General features: G+C 55.4%; 12 protein-coding genes and 1 tRNA gene. 7 read left to right on the top strand and 6 right to left on the bottom strand.

Annotated features, from left to right (window positions below; all coding sequences use genetic code 11):
- Nucleotides 1-67: 67 nt before the first annotated feature.
- Nucleotides 68-1486 carry a DEAD/DEAH box helicase gene (locus MWU39_RS05360; protein WP_247160312.1) on the bottom strand — a complete coding sequence of 473 codons (1419 nt, stop codon included), beginning with the start codon at nucleotides 1484-1486 and terminating at the stop codon, nucleotides 68-70.
- A 162-nt stretch (nucleotides 1487-1648) separates the two neighbouring features.
- Nucleotides 1649-2266 carry a hypothetical protein gene (locus MWU39_RS05355; RefSeq protein ID WP_247158950.1) on the bottom strand — a complete coding sequence of 206 codons (618 nt, stop codon included), beginning with the start codon at nucleotides 2264-2266 and terminating at the stop codon, nucleotides 1649-1651.
- A 160-nt stretch (nucleotides 2267-2426) separates the two neighbouring features.
- On the opposite strand from MWU39_RS05355, the gene MWU39_RS05350 reads away from it, so the two are divergent.
- Both MWU39_RS05350 and MWU39_RS05345 read left to right on the top strand, forming a co-directional pair.
- A complete protein-coding gene (locus MWU39_RS05350) occupies nucleotides 2427-3884 on the top strand; it encodes an FAD-binding oxidoreductase (protein WP_247158949.1) in 1458 nt (485 codons plus the stop codon).
- Between the two features lie 116 nt (nucleotides 3885-4000).
- Nucleotides 4001-4795: a SapC family protein gene (locus MWU39_RS05345; protein ID WP_247158948.1), complete on the top strand. Its 795-nt coding sequence runs from the start codon at nucleotides 4001-4003 to the stop codon at nucleotides 4793-4795.
- A 243-nt stretch (nucleotides 4796-5038) separates the two neighbouring features.
- Here MWU39_RS05345 and MWU39_RS05340 read toward each other — a convergent pair whose 3' ends face one another.
- Nucleotides 5039-5947: an N-formylglutamate amidohydrolase gene (locus MWU39_RS05340; protein ID WP_247158947.1), complete on the bottom strand. Its 909-nt coding sequence runs from the start codon at nucleotides 5945-5947 to the stop codon at nucleotides 5039-5041.
- Between the two features lie 227 nt (nucleotides 5948-6174).
- On the opposite strand from MWU39_RS05340, the gene MWU39_RS05335 reads away from it, so the two are divergent.
- From MWU39_RS05335 to MWU39_RS05315, 5 genes are all read left to right on the top strand, one after another.
- Nucleotides 6175-6564, top strand: a complete 390-nt coding sequence (locus tag MWU39_RS05335) for a response regulator (protein ID WP_247158946.1) — start codon at nucleotides 6175-6177, stop codon at nucleotides 6562-6564.
- Between the two features lie 107 nt (nucleotides 6565-6671).
- A tRNA-Val gene (locus MWU39_RS05330) sits at nucleotides 6672-6746 on the top strand.
- A gap of 173 nt (nucleotides 6747-6919) precedes the next feature.
- Nucleotides 6920-8140, top strand: a complete 1221-nt coding sequence (locus MWU39_RS05325) for an NADP-dependent isocitrate dehydrogenase (RefSeq protein WP_247158945.1) — start codon at nucleotides 6920-6922, stop codon at nucleotides 8138-8140.
- 97 nt (nucleotides 8141-8237) lie between these two features.
- Complete coding sequence (locus tag MWU39_RS05320; protein WP_247158944.1) at nucleotides 8238-9887, top strand: bifunctional GNAT family N-acetyltransferase/carbon-nitrogen hydrolase family protein; 1650 nt, start codon at nucleotides 8238-8240, stop codon at nucleotides 9885-9887.
- A gap of 31 nt (nucleotides 9888-9918) precedes the next feature.
- Nucleotides 9919-11682, top strand: a complete 1764-nt coding sequence (locus MWU39_RS05315; RefSeq protein ID WP_247158943.1) for a cation:proton antiporter — start codon at nucleotides 9919-9921, stop codon at nucleotides 11680-11682.
- A 15-nt stretch (nucleotides 11683-11697) separates the two neighbouring features.
- Here MWU39_RS05315 and alaS read toward each other — a convergent pair whose 3' ends face one another.
- The 3 genes from alaS to MWU39_RS05300 form a co-directional block, all read right to left on the bottom strand.
- The gene (gene alaS / locus MWU39_RS05310) at nucleotides 11698-14355 is read right to left on the bottom strand and encodes an alanine--tRNA ligase (protein ID WP_247158942.1); all 2658 of its coding nucleotides are present in this window, start codon (nucleotides 14353-14355) and stop codon (nucleotides 11698-11700) included.
- A gap of 202 nt (nucleotides 14356-14557) precedes the next feature.
- Nucleotides 14558-15622: a recombinase RecA gene (gene recA, locus MWU39_RS05305; protein ID WP_247158941.1), complete on the bottom strand. Its 1065-nt coding sequence runs from the start codon at nucleotides 15620-15622 to the stop codon at nucleotides 14558-14560.
- Between the two features lie 138 nt (nucleotides 15623-15760).
- Entirely contained in the window at nucleotides 15761-17392 is a 1632-nt protein-coding gene (locus MWU39_RS05300; RefSeq protein ID WP_247158940.1) for a hypothetical protein, read from the bottom strand.
- Nucleotides 17393-17399 lie beyond the last annotated feature (7 nt).

Here is a 17399-nt window from a genome sequence, read left to right as displayed (position 1 = left end):
CGTGGATTCTGGTGGTTGACAGATTCCGAATCTGTCAACCGGTTCCTACAAGACCAAGGTTAGGGAATCAGCCCTTGAACCCGACGTCCAGAAAGCCCGGTTTCGGACCGTTCCATTCGCCTGGTGCCACAGGTTCATCATCCTGATCGCGCCGCCGGCCTCTGCCTTTTGGCTTAGCCTCGCGTGCGGGTTTGTCATCTGAACGTTCTTTGCGTGGGCTGCGTTCGCGCTTCGGTTTCTCAGGCGCCGTATCCTCGGGCTTATCATGCGTCTCGTCCGCTTTCTTGCTGCGGCGACGCGGCTTCTTCTCTTCCGCAGGCTTGTCATCGTCTTGCGGCTTTGACGATCCATCTTTCAATTCAACGCGGACATCGTCTTTGCCGAATACGGGGATAACGTTCTTCGTCAGCTTCTCGACATTGTCGATTGCTTCAGCGTCCGCTTTCGTAACGAAAGTGAAGGCGCGTCCTTTTGCCCCTGCCCGGCCCGTGCGGCCAATGCGGTGAACGTAGTCATCCGGGTGCCACGGCGTGTCGAAGTTGAAAACGTGACTCACGCCTTTGATGTCGAGCCCGCGAGCCGCCACATCAGAAGCGACCAGAATGTTGATGTCGCCCGACTTGAACCGCTCCAGCTCTTTTTGACGCGTCGACTGGTCAATATCGCCGTGGATCTCGCCAGACTTGAAGCCGTTGCGCTGTAGAGCCTTATTCAACTCCCGCACGGTGGTTTTCTTGTTGGAGAAAACAATCGCCGTCTCGACATGATCATTGTTGAGCAGCCACTCCAGTGTATCGCGCTTTTTGCGCTGCTCCACGTTGATCTTGAACGCGGTGATATCCTTGTTCGTGGTCGCAGCCCGCGCGGTTTCGATCCGCTTGGGATTGCTCATGAATTTCTTCGCAAGCTTCTCAATCGGCGCAGGCATCGTAGCCGAGAAGAGCATGGTTTGGCGGGTATCAGGAAGCTTGTCGCAGATGAATTCGATATCCGGGATAAAGCCCATGTCGAGCATGCGGTCAGCTTCGTCGATCACGAGGAGCTCGCAGCCATTGAGCAGGATCTTGCCCCGCTCAAACAGGTCCATCAAACGACCCGGCGTTGCGATCAGAACGTCCACGCCTTCGTTCAACGTTTTGAGCTGATCGCCCATTTGCACACCGCCGATAAGCAGCGCCATTTTGAGATCGTGGTTCTTACCGTACTTCTCGAAATTCTCGGCAACCTGCGCAGCGAGTTCGCGCGTTGGCTCAAGGATAAGCGAGCGAGGCATCAAAGCGCGGCGGCGGCCAGAGGCCATCACGTCGATCATCGGCAGCACAAAGCTGGCGGTTTTGCCGGTGCCCGTCTGCGCAATACCGATCAGATCCCGCATCATCAGGATGGTAGGAATGGCTTCTGCTTGGATGGCAGTAGGCTCAGAATAGCCAGCGTCATCGACGGCTTTGAGCAATTCAGGCGAAAGGCCGAGATCGGCGAATGTCATGCGTTTGATAATGTCCGGATAATGCGGCGTGATAGCCGTCAACTTAAAGTGCGCAGCTGGATGATGCGTTTCATCACCGCCGGGCGCGCACGGCATCTGCGTAAAATTGCATCAAAAGTCAAGAAATGGGCAGTTTGGCGAATGCGTGCCGCTTCGCTCAAGCTACTCGGTAACAGCCACCAGCTGCCGCATGCGCTCTACTTCGCACTTCGCGCCGCTGCGCGATTGCAACTTGTCGCGATCAATACAGAGCTTTCCATCATCGTTCTTTTCGACATAGAAACCTGAGTAGAAATCGCGCGCACGGCATGCTTTTTCGAGGTTTGCGGAAACAATCCTCGCATCGCGCATGAAGAACAGCAGCCTGTTTCCGCTGCCCGTCTGAACACCGGCAATGCCTCCTACGGGCACGCATTTGTCCATTTTGCGCTCTTCGAAGCGGGTGTTGATTCCATTGCGGGGCAATTGGGCAACAAGATTGTTTTGGGCATTCCGCCGAGCAGGTGCGATCCGAAGGATTACCCTGCGTTCAATTCGAACCTGCCGAACAACCTGTCCACCGCGAAATGCATCAAGAGGGGCAACGCTCGTCCGTTGAGCCGGATAAGGTTGAGAAACCAAGACACCCTTCGGCAACGGTTTTTGATCGTTGGCGCCTGCAGCTTCGATCGGTGGATCGCCTGCGTTCACCAGAGCCGAGCCAGCCGAGAGCTCACTGTTCTGCCCGAGAAAGGGCAAAAGCAGCGCGAGCGGCGTTGCAAGAGCAAACAGGCTAGGCATTAGCGGGAACGGTCTCCATAATTCGATTCAGTAACAGCCCTTGGACCGTTACCAGAAGTGGCGCATTAGCCGACGCGATTGAACGTTCGCTTAACTGGGACAAATGACAGCCCAAGCATCTAGCCATGTTGGGCGAGTATGTGACATAGACGCAACAATTATGCCCTCCATTCCATCATCATCCGTCTTTCTTTCAGATGCCGCGAGCTTGCTCGGGCCCAAAGGCTTCACGACCGACAATGACGCACTTATCCCGTCGCTTACCGATTGGCGTGGGCGGTATTCGGGGCTCGCACTTGGAATGGCATCCCCTGCATCCACCGAGCAAGTGTCACAGCTCGTCAAACTCTGCGCAAAGCATTCAATCCCCATCGTACCGCAGGGGGGCAACAGCGGGATGGCTGGCGGAGCAACCCCGGACAAAAGCGGCAAGGCTGTCATTTTGTCACTACGAAGAATGGATGCAATTCGCACCTTCGATGCCGATGCAGGTCAATGTGTTTGCGAAGCTGGGGTCATCCTTCAAACCCTGCACGAAGTCGCAGAGGCAAGCGGATTGCGCTTCCCTCTAACCCTGGGTGGAAAAGGGTCTGCCACAATAGGCGGGCTGGTTTCGACAAATGCCGGCGGCACGCAGGTTTTGCGCCACGGAACAATGCGTGCCCAAGTGCTTGGGATCGAATGTGTTTTGGCAGATGGAAGCATTTTCAATGGTCTGACGGCCCTGAAGAAAGACAATCGCGGGTTTGATCTCAAACAATTACTGATCGGGTCAGAGGGTACTCTCGGAATTATAACTGCCGCGAACCTCAGATTGCTTCCATCAGTCAGTGCACGCGCGACTGCATGGGTTGGCTTGCCAAGCATCGTCGGCGCGCGGACACTTTTGAGGTTTGTCGATCGATCCATGGGCGATACTTTAGAAGGGTTCGAAGTGATCCCCGACCATTGTCTAAGCAGTGTTGTCGACCATCTACCAAGCGCGCGCGCCCCTCTGTCCGATCGGCATGCGTGGAATGTGCTGATCGAATGTGTATCGGGCGATGGAGATAGCGCGTCGCTTCAGGACCGCCTTCAGAATGTCCTCGCCAAAGCCATGGAAGATCAGCTTTTGAGCGATGCCGTAATTGCCGCCAACGAATCTCAGTCGGAAGCGTTCTGGACGCTGCGCGATTCCATTTCAGCCGCTGAGCGAGCGCTTGGTCCTGCGATGCAACATGACATTTCAGTTCCAGTCGAGAAAATGCCAGAATTCATTGAAGCGGCGATTCCTCAGATCGAACGCACTTTTCCGGGCACACGTGGCATCGCGTTCGGGCACTTGGGGGATGGTAATGTGCATTTTCACGTCCTCGCTCCGACAGGTTCGGTCGCGGGAGAATGGGAGGAGAATGAAGGCAAAAACGTCAGCGCGCGCGTTTACGATCTCGTCACTGCGTGGGGCGGCTCTATCAGTGCAGAGCATGGGATAGGCCAGATGAAAGTTGATGAGCTTGATCGACTTGGCGACCCTGTTGCACTTTCGCTTATGCGCAGCGTGAAGCATGCTCTTGACCCTCAGGGATTGCTAAACCCCGGCAAGCTTTTACCGCCTCTCCCCATCACGAAGGGCGATTGAACGCGGACCGCTTGCGCGTTGAGCACTTACCGCCTAAAGCGCCCTGCGAACGGCTCCGTTGACCTGTTAACGGCCGAGACAATAGACAACATTCAGATAATTTCCGGAGACATTCCATGGCCAGCGCGCCGCAGCCACAACTTCCGCTGTTTTACAAAGATCTGCTTCCGCTCAACAGCCGCGAGCACGGTGACTGGAAAGTCAGCCCGTTCGATAATGCAGATTTCCTTGCAGAGACTCATGCGATTCCGCTCACAGTTGACGAATTTGTCGACGCGCAGCGCGATTACCCAATTGTCTTCACAGCCGGTGATAACCCGCTGCCAATCGCATTGATGGGCCTGAACGAAGGCGTGAACACCTTTATCGGCGACGACGGAAAGCTTGTTGCAGACGTGTACGTCCCAGCATATGTTCGCCGCTATCCCTTCATCCTCGCAAAGTTGCAGCAAGACAGCGACGACATGTCGCTTTGCTTTGACCCAAGCACCGGCGTCATTGGCGCGACCAAGGAAGGTCAGCCGCTCTTTGATGGTGAAAGCCCGACTGAGTACACGACCAATGTTCTTGAGTTCTGCAAGAACTTCGAAGAATCGGGTCAACGTACCAAAGCGTTTCTCGAAGAACTCAAAAAGCTCGATATCCTGATGGATGGTGAAATTGCGATCACACGCAGCGATACGCCAGATACTCCATTCGTTTATCGTGGCTTCCGCATGGTTGATGAGAAGAAACTGCGCGAACTTCCAACTGAGACAGTCGAAACACTGAACAAGAATGGCATGGGCATGCTGATCCACGCCCACATGTTCTCGCTCAACCTGATGCGCAAACTGTTCGAGCGTCAATCGGCTCAAGGCAAAGTTCCTGCTCCGGCAGCAAACGGCGCAGCGGTGCCGACAGCGAACTAAGAAACGCTAACGCACACAAAAGAAATTTTGGAACCCGTTGAGGCGGGGTGTCTCTTGAAGACACCCCGCCTCAATCATATTTAGAGAGCGTAGGTGGCATCCCCCTATTTTCGCCGCTTACAGCTGCGCCTTCGGGCGCAGTCCTCCCTGAACTTTGGCCACCTCGCAATCCCCTAACATTAGCGAGGTGGCTTTTTTCATTTTTGTGAGAGGGTTAGCGAGCGGACTTTGGATTTTCCCGAGCTATTCTGCGGCTTGTGCCATACGGCCATTCGACCCGAGATGGGCGGTATCGGCGCCCAGTTGCCTGATCAACTCAGCGAGAAGCTCGCCTAAAGGTTCGAGTGCGTTACTCGGCTCGCTCAATTGATCATCAAGATACGCCGAGCGACAAACCTCAATCTGGATTGCATGGATCCCGCGCGAAGGTGCAGCATGGCGGTCCAACACATATCCTCCCGAATACGGCCGATTATGTGCGACAGATTGTCCGCGATCCTCAAGAAAGCGATAGGCGCGCGCAACCAAACTGTTCTGGCAGGAAGCGCCAAACCTGTCGCCGAGCACCATGCGTGGCGGTTGATCTTGACCGTTCCGCTTCCTCAATGGCGGCATCGAATGCAGGTCAATCAGCAGTGCAACGCCCCATTTGTCGCGGATAGTCTCAAGCTCCTGAGCCAAAAACGCGTGATACGGGCGGTGGATGCAATCAATCCGGCGGTCGAGCTCCGCTCTGGAAAGCCTCTGGCGCCAAATTTCGCCAAATCCGGGCAAACGCCGAGGCACCAGCCCCAACCCACTCCGCGCCCGCCGATTGGTGCCCGTAAGCACCGGTTCTGGCTTGGTTGGCCGACGCGCAGGACCGTCAATCATTTCCCAGTCTACATCGTCATGTGCTCGGTTCAGGTCGATCATCGCACGAGGAGCATGGGAAACGAGCAGACCTGTGCCAGTAGCCTTTGCAATCGCAACACCGAGTTTGTCGACATAGCGATCTTCCAAGCGAAGCTGACTCAGTTCAACATCCCGCATTTGCGCAAGTGTTTCTGATGGATACACACGCCCGGCATGGGGAACAGCGATCAATACAGGAAGCGGCGTAGAATTTGGCGAGACGTGCGTGAAGGCCGGACCATGCAATTCGCCGTACACAGACCCTCCGGAAACGCTTTGAAAGGCGTCAGGGGCCGCGTCGCGGAGCTTCGACCTTTCTCCGTCGGGCAAACGATTGTGGGGCTTTTTCACATCATATTGCTGCCCGCTTTCCGCCACCCTGTCAAAACCTTAGCCGGAGAGGATCGGAATCAATTCGTCTCAAATTCGGGCAATCTATAATCTTGATAAGATTTCTTAAGCTCATCGCTGTTATAGAATGGCTCATGACATCGAATCTTGCCCCACGAATTCTCCTCGCTGAAGACGAAGAGGCTATGCGCGTTTATCTTGAACGCGCGCTCACCAATGCTGGCTACAACGTGAGCAGCGTCGACAGAGGCACTGATGCTATTCCGATGCTTGAGAAAGAGCAGTTTGATCTGCTCTTGTCTGACATCGTCATGCCAGAAATGGACGGGATCGAGCTGGCGCAGCGTTGCGCAGAGATTTCACCGCGTACGAAGGTGATGTTCATCACCGGATTCGCCGCAGTGTCGCTCCGCGCAAGCCGCGAGCAGCCCCACGCGAAGGTGCTTTCAAAGCCCTTCCACCTGCGCGACCTTGTTTTGGAAGTAGAGCGAGTATTCGAAGATCAACGCGAGGCCAGCCTCTAAAACGGCAAGAGTTTTTCGGATCGCGTGTGCTTTGGCCTTGCGCCTTTAAATCTGGCACGTTAATGGGCCGCTCCCGTTCGCAAAACGAGCGGAGTATCCGATGGTGCGGGCGCATAGCTCAGGGGTAGAGCACTGTATTGACATTGCAGGGGTCGGAAGTTCAAATCTTCCTGTGCCCACCATCGAGACAATCCACCCAAAAAGCGTCGCAATAGCGGCGCTTTTTGCGTTTCAAGGCCACTAAATCGGATTACCCCACCTTGAATGCCAGCGCGCCTCTGCTAGAGCGCCTTCAAGGGATCAATTCAGACATCCTATCGCATATTTGTAGTCCAGAAGGGATGAGGCGTTAGCCATGCAGAAAATCAAAGTACAAAACCCAGTCGTTGAGCTTGACGGCGATGAAATGACCAAAATTATCTGGCAGTGGATTCGTGAGCGCCTGATCCTGCCCTATCTCGATATCGACCTGAAATATTATGACCTTTCGATCGAGAAACGCGACGAGACCGACGATCAGATCACGGTCGACGCCGCTAACGCGATCAAAGAGCACGGCGTTGGCGTAAAATGCGCCACCATCACGCCTGATGAGCAGCGCGTCGAAGAGTTTGGCCTCAAAAAAATGTGGCGCTCGCCAAACGGCACCATCCGCAACATCCTTGGCGGCGTGGTCTTCCGCGAGCCTATCGTGATCGACAACGTTCCGCGTCTCGTTCCAGGCTGGACGGACCCGATCGTGGTTGGCCGTCACGCATTTGGTGACCAGTACCGCGCAACCGACACGTTGATCCCGGGTCCGGGTAAATTGCGCCTCGTATTTGAAGGTGAAGATGGCGAGAAAATCGACCTCGAAGTGTTCGAGTTCGAAAGCTCGGGCGTCGCAATGGCGATGTACAACCTTGACGATTCGATCCGCGCCTTTGCTCGCGCTTCTATGAATTACGGCCTCGACCGCAAATGGCCGGTGTATCTGTCGACCAAGAACACCATCATGAAAAAATATGATGGCCGTTTCAAAGACCTGTTCGAAGAAGTCTACCAGACCGAATTCGCTGACAAGTTCAAAGAAGCCGGCATCACTTATGAGCACCGTTTGATCGATGATATGGTCGCATCGGCGCTCAAATGGTCGGGCAAGTTTGTTTGGGCATGTAAGAACTATGACGGTGATGTTCAGTCAGACACCGTTGCGCAGGGCTTTGGCTCGCTCGGTCTGATGACTTCGGTTCTTATGACCCCAGACGGCAAGACGGTGGAAGCTGAAGCCGCGCACGGCACTGTGACCCGCCACTATCGCCAGCACGAGCAAGGCAAAGCGACATCGACTAACCCGATTGCATCGATTTTCGCGTGGACACGCGGACTGATGTATCGCGGCAAGTTCGACAACACGCCTGAAGTGGTGAAATTCGCCGAAACGCTTGAGCGGGTTTGCATCGAGACAGTCGAGAACGGATCAATGACGAAAGATCTCGCGCTTCTCATCGGGCCGGGCCAGAATTGGCAAACAACCGAGCAGTTCTTTGAGTCGATCGTTCAGAACCTCGAAAAAGAGATGCAAACCTGGTCCTGATAGGATCTGGAACAGACGCTTTTTTACAGCGTAGACTTGGGGCGGCTCGTTCGGTTGAACGCGCCGCCCTTTTCTATGCCGTCAGGAAAAAACAAGAATGACCCAGCCTCGCCGCAAAGCTCGCCTCGAAATTCGTCAGGCAACGCTCAAAGACGTTCGCGCTATCGGCGATCTTGTCCGCCAAGCGTACGCAGACCTGCCTGCATACACGCAGGGTGAAATTCGCGGCCAAATCAACAACTATTCCGATGGCTGCTTTATCGCGAAACTCGACGGCAAGATCGTGGGTTACTGTGCCTCTATGAGGCTTGATGAACATGTCGCGCTTGCCGATCACACATGGGACGAAGTGACGGGCAATGGCTTTGGCTCGCGTCATGATCCAACCGGCGATTGGCTATACGGGTATGAGATGTGCGTTGACCCCGGCGTGCGCGGGACGCGTCTTGGGCGAAGGCTTTATGAAGAACGCCGGGCATTAGCCGAAAGGCTCGATTTGAAGGGCATCGTCTTTGGCGGACGAATGCCGGGTCTTGCAAAAGCTATGCGCCGCAAAACCAATCGAGCGGAAACACCCGAAGAATATCTGCAAAAGGTGATCGACACCAAGATCCACGATCCGGTCCTACGCTTCCAGCTCGCCAATGGATTTGAGCCACACGGTATCCTTCGCGACTACTTGCCTGAGGACAAGCAATCCAAAGCCAACGCTGTGCGGATGGTCTGGCGGAACCCTTATGTCGATGTGGACTCGCCGCCAAAGCATCGCCTGCCGCGAGATGTGGAGAGCGTACGGATCGCGACTTGCCAGCTTCAAGCGCGCGCAGTCGCAGATTTCGACGAATTCATGAAGCAGATCGAATATTTCGTTGATGTTGCTGCGGATTATGAGAGCGACTTCATCGTATTTCCCGAACTGTTTACGCTGATGCTGCTTAGCGCCGAAGAAAAGGAGCAAAGCCCGCTTGAGTCGATCGAACTGCTGAGCAAATACACTCCGCGCATTCGCCAGCGTCTTTCGGAAATGGCTTTGTCCTACAACATCAACATCATCGGCGGATCACACCCTACCCGCATGCCAGACGGGGACATTCACAATGTCGCGTATGTCTGCCTCAGAGATGGATCAATCCACGCACAGGAGAAAATCCACCCCACCCCAAACGAGGCATATTGGTGGAATATCAAAGGCGGTGACAGCATCGATGCGATCCCAACCGATTGCGGGCCGATTGGTGTACTCATTTGCTACGATAGCGAGTTTCCTGAACTTGCTCGCAGGTTGGTGGATGAAGGTGCGCGCATCATCTTCGTTCCGTTCTGCACCGATAGCCGCCAGGGGTATATGCGCGTCCGGTATTGCGCGCAGGCCAGAGCCATCGAAAACCAATGCTACGTTGTGATGAGCGGGAATGTCGGCAACTTGCCCAATGTCGCGAACATGGATATTCAATACGCACAAAGCTGTATCTTGACCCCATGCGATTTCCCCTTTGCGCGTGACGGTATAGCCGCCGAAGCGAGCGAAAACGTGGAAACCCTGACGATTAGCGATGTGAACCTTGCCGATCTCAGCTGGGCCCGCGCAGAGGGAACCGTTCAAAATCTGCATGACCGCAGATTCGATCTCTACCGGATCGAATGGGACAAACGCGTCGGCAATATTTCCGACCCATTAGGCCTTCCCACAGAGGAAATTGACGGGGCAACCCAACCGATTGGCCCGCCAACCGCAGGCGGCGGATGACATCGCCATAGCGACGGGCTAAGCCCCGGACATGGCAGGCGAACTCACGATGTCCCCAATAATGCAGGACGCGCTCGTAATACTGGGCGCGGCCGGAATTGTGATTCCTGTATTTGCCCGTTTCCGTGTTACCCCAATCATCGGGTTCATCGTAATCGGCTTGCTTGTTGGTCCGTTTGGCCTGGGAACATTGGTCGAGCAAATACCGTGGCTGCAATATGTCACGATATCTGACCCAGAGAGACTGACCCCCTTCGCAGATTTTGGTATAATCCTGCTGCTGTTTGCCATCGGTTTGGAGCTTTCCTTCAACCGTCTGTGGCAGATGCGAAAGCTCGTCTTCGGCCTTGGCTCGCTGGAATTGCTCATAATCGGCAGCTCATCAGCCGCATTCTTTGGCTACGTGAGCGGTATGGGCACGACAGCTGCGCTGGCGCTAGGCTTTGCCTTGGCGTTCTCATCGACCGCCATCGTTCTACCAATATCCGGTACAAAGTCGCCTGTAGGGCGTGCAGCCCTGTCCATGTTGTTGTTCGAAGATATCATGATCGTCCCGATTATCTTTATCCTCGGCGCGCTTGCACCCAATGCCGCGAACGAGGGCTGGACCGGGCTGACAGACACGCTTCTGCAAGGCGGATTGGTGATCGTCTTGCTACTCGTAATTGGTCGCTTCGCTCTTCCCCGCCTCTTTTCACAAGCTGCGCGAACCAAAAGCCCTGAACTTTTTCTGGCAGCGTCGCTGCTTGTCGTAATCGGCGCCAGTCTGGCGACAGCCGCTACAGGATTGTCGCCTATTGTTGGCGCGCTGATCGCTGGTTTGCTGATCGCTGAAACCGAATATCACGGCGAAGTAGAAAGCATCATGGAGCCGTTTAAGGGTCTTGCACTCGGTGTATTCCTGATCACTATCGGAATGAGCATCGACGTGATGAGCATCCTTGCCGACTGGGTGAATATCGCTGCGGCAGTCGTCGGAGTGTTAGTGTTCAAGGCCGTTGTTACTGGCTCTTTGTTGAGAGCGATGGGTGCCCGACGCAGCACAGCTGCTGAAACAGGGGTGCTGATGGCCAGCCCAAGTGAAACGACACTGATCGTCTTGGCTGCCGCGACGAGCGCGCTCGTCATTGATGTCGAAACTGCTCAATTCTGGCAAATCGTGACCGCGATTGGCCTGACTATCACGCCGCTGCTCGCGAAGCTGGGCAGAGTGATTGCTAGACGTGTCGAAGCGGTACCAGAATTGCCTGAGGAAGATCTCGAAGACAGTCGCACTATAATTATCGGAGGCGGTCGAGTTGGGCGCTTGATTGCAGACATGCTCAAAGCGCACTCCCAACCATATGTCATTTTGGACTCCGATCCTGACATGATCGACGGTGCAAAGCGCCAAGGATATCGGGCAGCTTTTGGTGATGCAGCGCGCGGCGACGCTTTGACGAGGTTAGGTATAGAAAAAGCCCCAGCCTTGGTTCTAACGATGGATGAACCGGTTTTGGCCCAACGCCTCGTATCGCGACTGCGCTCCCAATATCCTGATCTTTTGATCGTTGCCCGTGCCCGCGATACTGATCACGCTGCGCATCTCTACCGCGCTGGTGCCAGTCACGCGGTGCCCGAAAACCTCGAAAGCTCACTCCAATTGTCGGAAGCGGTTCTGGTAGACATCGGAGTCGCCATGGGGCCAGTCATCGCCTCAATCCATGAGAAGCGGGATGAGTATCGTGAACGGCTTGAGCGTGATGGCGGGCTTTCCGAGAAACCGAAACTCCGCACATCGACATCCGCGCCCTAAACCCAATCACGGACCTTATCCGCTAATAACGGCCTTTGCTGCCGCAATCGCATCATCGCCCTTGTCGCCATCGGGACCGCCGCCCTGGGCCATATCAGGCCGGCCTCCGCCGCCCTTCCCGCCAAGCGCTTCGACACCAGCACGGACAAAATCAACAGCGCTGTACTGACCACTGAGATCGTCGGTCACACCAGCTGCAATGCTGGCCTTCCCATCATTTACGGCAACGATGACCGCAACGCCGGAGCCGAGACGTTGTTTGGCCTCATCAAGCAGGGGGCGCAGCTCTTTGGGGCTCAGACCCTCAATAACCTGACCACTAAACTTGATCCCACCAATCTCTTCGTCGGCAGAATCAGGTCCAGCAGAAGCTCCCCCGCCACCTAAAGCGAGTGCCTTTTTCGCCTCGGCGAGCTCTTTCTCAAGCCGTTTCCGCTCTTCAAGCAGCGCAGTGATCCGTGCCGGCACCTCTTCAGGGGTCGCACGAATGGCTCCAGCAGCCGCCTTTAGCGCATCTTCGCGCTCTACAAGCCAAGCTCGCGCCGCTTCACCAGTCAGCGCTTCGATCCGGCGCACTCCAGATGACACGGCGCTCTCCGAAACAATACGGAAGACACCAATATCGCCAGTCGCTTTGACGTGAGTGCCACCGCACAGCTCAACTGAAAAATTGCGCCCTTCCCCGCCCGTACGGCCCATTGCGAGCACACGGACTTCATCTCCGTACTTCTCACCGAACAGTGCCAAAGCTCCCGCCTCGACTGCATCGTCTGGGCTCATCAAGCGCGTCGACACAGGCTCATTGGCACGAATTTCAGCATTCACTTCAGCTTCAACCGCTGCAATGTCCGCATCGCTCAACCCTTTCGGATGAGAGAAGTCGAACCGAAGGCGATCCTCGGCAACAAGCGACCCTTTTTGTGTGACATGCCCGCCCAGCTGATTGCGCAAGGCCGCATGTACCAGGTGGGTCGCCGAATGGTTTGCGCGTATCTGTGAACGGCGTTCTGCTTCAACTTCGAGGAGTACATTGTCGCCAACCGACACAGTCCCGGCTGTAACCGAAACGTGATGCGCGTGGAGGCGCCCGAGAGGTTTGCTCGTGTCATTGACCGAGGCCGCAAACCCACTGGACGACGAGATTGTGCCGCTGTCTCCGGTTTGACCACCGCTTTCGCCGTAAAACGGCGTCTGATTGGTGAGAACCACGGCTTCGTCGCCGGCCCCAGCGCTGGAAACTTCCGCGCCATCCTTAAGAATCGCGACGACTGTGCCTTCACCCGATGTCGCCGTGTAACCTGTGAATTCAGTTCCGCCTTCGCGCTCGGCGATGTCAAACCAGACTTCGCCCGATGCGGCTTCACCGGAACCCTTCCAGGCAGCACGTGCTGCCTCTTTCTGCCGCGTCATCGCCGCATCGAAACCGCTGCGATCAACGCCGATCCCGCGCGCGCGCAGCGCGTCTTCAGTCAAGTCATATGGGAAGCCATATGTGTCGTAGAGCTTGAATGCGGTTTCACCGTCGAGCTCCGCGCCCTGAGCCATGGAGCCCGTCGCTTCGTCGAGCAGCTTTAACCCCTTGTCGAGTGTCTTGCGGAATTGTGTTTCTTCGCGTTCAAGAACTTCTTCAATCAACGCCTGACCGCGCGCCAGCTCAGGATACGCCTGGCCCATTTCCGTGACCAATCCCGGGACAAGCCGATGCATCAGTGGCTCGCTCGCACCCAGTAAATGTGCGTGCCGCATCGCGCGGCGCATGATTCGGCGAAGCACGTATCCGCGCCCTTCGTTTGATGGCAAAACACCGTCTGCCATCAAGAAACTGGTCGAGCGAAGGTGATCTGCAATGACCCGGTGGCTGGCTGTCTGCTCACCTTCGGCGGCTACGCCAGTTAAGCGCTCCGACGCAGCGATCAGCGCCTTAAACGTGTCTGTGTCGTAATTGTTGTGTACACCCTGCATTACCGCAGCGACACGCTCCAAGCCCATTCCGGTATCGATCGAAGGACTGGGCAGGTCGCGCCGGTTGCCATCTGCCTGTTGGTCAAACTGCATGAAGACCAAATTCCAGATTTCGACAAAACGATCGCCATCTTCGTCAGGACTGCCGGGAGGTCCGCCAAAAATGTGATCGCCGTGATCGTAGAAAATCTCCGAACACGGCCCGCAAGGCCCTGTTTCGCCCATCGACCAGAAGTTATCGTTGGTCGGGATGCGGATGATCCGCTCTTCAGGCAGTCCTGATATCTTACGCCACAAATCAAACGCTTCATCATCTGTATGATAGACAGTCGCAGTGAGCCGATCTCGCGAAAGACCCCATTCTCGGGTCAGCAACGTCCAAGCATTCTCGATTGCTTGCTCTTTGAAGTAATCGCCGAAAGAGAAGTTGCCGAGCATCTCGAAGAATGTGTGATGACGCGCAGTATAACCGACATTATCGAGATCGTTGTGCTTGCCGCCTGCCCGCACACATTTTTGTGAGGACGTTGCGCGCGGTGCAGGAGGTGTCTCAAGACCGGTAAACACGTTTTTGAAGGGCACCATACCCGCATTGACGAACATCAATGTTGGGTCGTTATAGGGCACAAGCGGGGCACTGGGCACCTGCGCGTGATCAGCACTGCCAAAGAAGTCTAGAAACGACCGGCGAATATCATTGGTTGACGTCATAGTTTGGCAGTTAGGGAATGCGCCGCGCGGGGACAAGACACTGTGTGCATTGTCGCTGATTAGCAGCGAACCAAAAAAGCAATTTGCTACACGCAGATACAGAAAAACCGGCCTCGCCTTGTGCCCTTGGGGTTGGACTGGCGAGTGCCGGTTTTCCGGTTTTCCGGGCGCTGCAGCGATCGCAGCCTTGCCCGCTTGAGGATCAGTCGTCGGGGTTCGCGTCCGGCCCCGCCATCATTTCCTCGGCGACCTCATCAGTGCGGCTGCGAATAGCAGCTTCCAACCGGTCACAAACTTCAGGATTTTCCTTGAGATACATCTTGGCATTTTCACGGCCCTGGCCAATGCGAACGCTGTCATAGGAATACCAGCTACCCGATTTCTCTACCAGATCCGCCTTCACGCCAAGATCAAGGATTTCACCGCGCTTCGAGATACCTTCACCATACATGATGTCGAACTCGACCTGCTTGAACGGCGGGGCAACCTTGTTCTTCACCACTTTGACACGGGTGGAGTTGCCTACCACTTCATCGCGGTCCTTGATCTGGCCCGTACGGCGAATATCGAGGCGAACAGATGCATAGAACTTGAGCGCGTTCCCGCCGGTTGTCACCTCGGGATTGCCATACATAACGCCGATTTTCATGCGTAGCTGGTTAATGAAGATCACCATACATTTAGAACGGTTGATCGATCCGGTCAGCTTGCGCAGCGATTGGGACATCAACCGTGCCTGAAGGCCGACATGGGAATCGCCCATTTCACCTTCGATTTCCGCGCGGGGGACAAGCGCCGCGACCGAGTCGACTACCAAGATGTCAATCGCGTTGGAGCGGACGAGAGTGTCGGTAATTTCCAGAGCCTGTTCACCGGTATCGGGTTGCGAGACGATCAATTCATCAATGTCCACGCCAAGCTTTTTCGCATAAACAGGGTCAAGCGCGTGCTCAGCGTCGACAAACGCAGCCGTCCCGCCAGCTTTCTGAGCCTCTGCAATGACATGGAGCGCGAGTGTCGTTTTACCCGAGCTTTCTGGACCATAGACTTCAATGACACGGCCTTTCGGAAGGCCACCTATGCCAAGTGCAATATCAAGGCCGAGCGAACCGGTTGAAATGGATTCAACTTCCATCGCCTCTTTCGAGCCCAGCTTCATCGCCGAGCCTTTGCCGAATGCGCGATCAATCTGAGCGAGCGCAGCGTCGAGCGCCTTTGAACGGTCCACGGATTTTTCCTTATCTACCAACTTAAGATTAGTAGCCATCGCACGGCCTCCTTAACTTGCCTAGAGGTGATCAGGAATTATCGACCGCCCCCTTGTTGAGACAGTATGTATCCCATTTGTTCCACAAGAACAAGAGTGGAACATGAATTTTCCTACAAGTCTGTGATAATATCCGAATTACCGCGAAGGACTGCGGATTTTCCATTCGAAATTGCGCGTCGAATTCGCTGCGATTTTGATCTCAACAATCTCGTCTCCATTCTTCACGCGAGTTTTTGCGCCGCGCGGGCGGATGTCCCACTCACCCGATTCGCCAAGTCGCAACCGGATCGTCACATCGTGAGGATTGGCGTTGCGCAGTTTGGCCTGCATCTTGACCCATTTGCGGCCTTCTTCGTCCGGTTCAGCATCTTCTTTGATCCGGCCGCACGAGACATTGACTTGGTTGCTGCTCGGCATTTCCAATTCAACATCTTGTCCGCGAGCGTAATCGCGCAGGTCCGTTTGCGCGACCATTTGCAGGCCGAACCCACCGGGCTCGTAGAGCGTCATTGAACCTTGCGGCAGGGCCACTCCCAGCCCTTTCATGTCCGTATTCTTCGTCACAAGCAGCATGTCAGCTGGTCTGAAATCTTCTTCGGGATCGCGCCAATAATAGGGATTGCACTCTGCCAGATAGAGCAAGCGCGCCTTCACATCCTGTTTGTTCAGGAAGGCCACCTGCTTCAATCCCTTGGCCGAAACGGTAACGCGCTCCGGAACACGGTAGAGTTTCAGGTCACCAAGCTGCTCTTCTTCAGCTGACAATACGGAAACTGCAGCCACTGACTCCAAATTAGCCCGCTTCATCCGAGAGCCTGTGACGACAATCATTCTGTCTTCGGCGTACCCGGCCATTGGCGCAGGTGCAGGGGGCGGAGGAGGAGGCGGGATAGGGATAGCGGAACCCTGCTTTGTATTGCCAAGCGGATAGCAGGTCAGACGCAGCGGGCTCGCAACAGGTGGGTCAGCAAGCCCTTCAAAATCGCTTTCAATGTTGAGCGTTCCCGCAATCACCAAAAGCTGCGTATTCTCGAACGACTGGCCGTTATCATTTACAAGGCTGAGCCAGCTAAGCAGACTCATTTCGAATTCATCGCCGCGGCCAGGAGTGTTTTTGAAAGTGGCGATGTAGTCTGCCTGCCAGTCGAAGCCCCACGCGAGGTAAGTTAGCGTGACCTCATAGGTCCCACCGCTTTCATCCTGCGTATCGATCGAGAAAACCGGCTTCGCGGACAATCCCGTGGGAATACCGTCAAAGGTGAGAGTTTCGGGAATGCCCGCGCAACGTACAGCTTCGAACCCCTCACCAGTTTGCAAAACGAGACCGCCATCGGCGCGAGTGCGAACAACCGCGCGTTCCGAAACTGCGGCTCCTGTTGCCGGATTAGTGCGGGTGACGGTGATACGATTGCCCAACGCCCCGTTCACCAAGGCCGCAGGGGAAAGCAACTCTGCATTGCGGTTCTTTTCAATCGTTCCGCCGGGCAGGCCGGTAACAATCGCGCTTACCGCAACCATGCCTTCTGCAACGCCATCGAACCGAATGGTCGATTGGCCTGCAGGAAGCGTGACCGTCCTCGTCTCGCTGATCATCGCGAAACCTTCAGGCCAATCAGCATCCATCTCATCACCGACATCGCGATTGGGATCACGATAAATCGTCACCGAGAGATCGGTCGGAACAGACGCATCGACGATTGCTCGATCCTGCGCAGCGGCAGGCGCGGCGAAGATCGATGCTATCACTAGGAATACGGGAAAGCGCATGGTCAGC

Source organism: Erythrobacter sp. F6033 (genome assembly GCF_023016005.1).
Classification (GTDB): Bacteria; Pseudomonadota; Alphaproteobacteria; order Sphingomonadales; family Sphingomonadaceae; genus Erythrobacter.
This window is presented reverse-complemented; position numbering and strand designations above follow the sequence as displayed.

Coding starts and splice junctions, on each gene's coding strand:
- MWU39_RS05360 (WP_247160312.1), bottom strand. CDS start 1,486: ATGACATTCGCCGATCTCGGCCTTTCGCCTGAATTGCTCAAAGCCGTC.
- recA (WP_247158941.1), bottom strand. CDS start 15,622: ATGGCTACTAATCTTAAGTTGGTAGATAAGGAAAAATCCGTGGACCGT.
- MWU39_RS05335 (WP_247158946.1), top strand. CDS start 6,175: ATGACATCGAATCTTGCCCCACGAATTCTCCTCGCTGAAGACGAAGAG.
- MWU39_RS05350 (WP_247158949.1), top strand. CDS start 2,427: ATGCCCTCCATTCCATCATCATCCGTCTTTCTTTCAGATGCCGCGAGC.
- MWU39_RS05355 (WP_247158950.1), bottom strand. CDS start 2,266: ATGCCTAGCCTGTTTGCTCTTGCAACGCCGCTCGCGCTGCTTTTGCCC.
- MWU39_RS05345 (WP_247158948.1), top strand. CDS start 4,001: ATGGCCAGCGCGCCGCAGCCACAACTTCCGCTGTTTTACAAAGATCTG.
- MWU39_RS05315 (WP_247158943.1), top strand. CDS start 9,919: ATGGCAGGCGAACTCACGATGTCCCCAATAATGCAGGACGCGCTCGTA.
- MWU39_RS05300 (WP_247158940.1), bottom strand. CDS start 17,392: ATGCGCTTTCCCGTATTCCTAGTGATAGCATCGATCTTCGCCGCGCCT.
- MWU39_RS05320 (WP_247158944.1), top strand. CDS start 8,238: ATGACCCAGCCTCGCCGCAAAGCTCGCCTCGAAATTCGTCAGGCAACG.
- alaS (WP_247158942.1), bottom strand. CDS start 14,355: ATGACGTCAACCAATGATATTCGCCGGTCGTTTCTAGACTTCTTTGGC.
- MWU39_RS05325 (WP_247158945.1), top strand. CDS start 6,920: ATGCAGAAAATCAAAGTACAAAACCCAGTCGTTGAGCTTGACGGCGAT.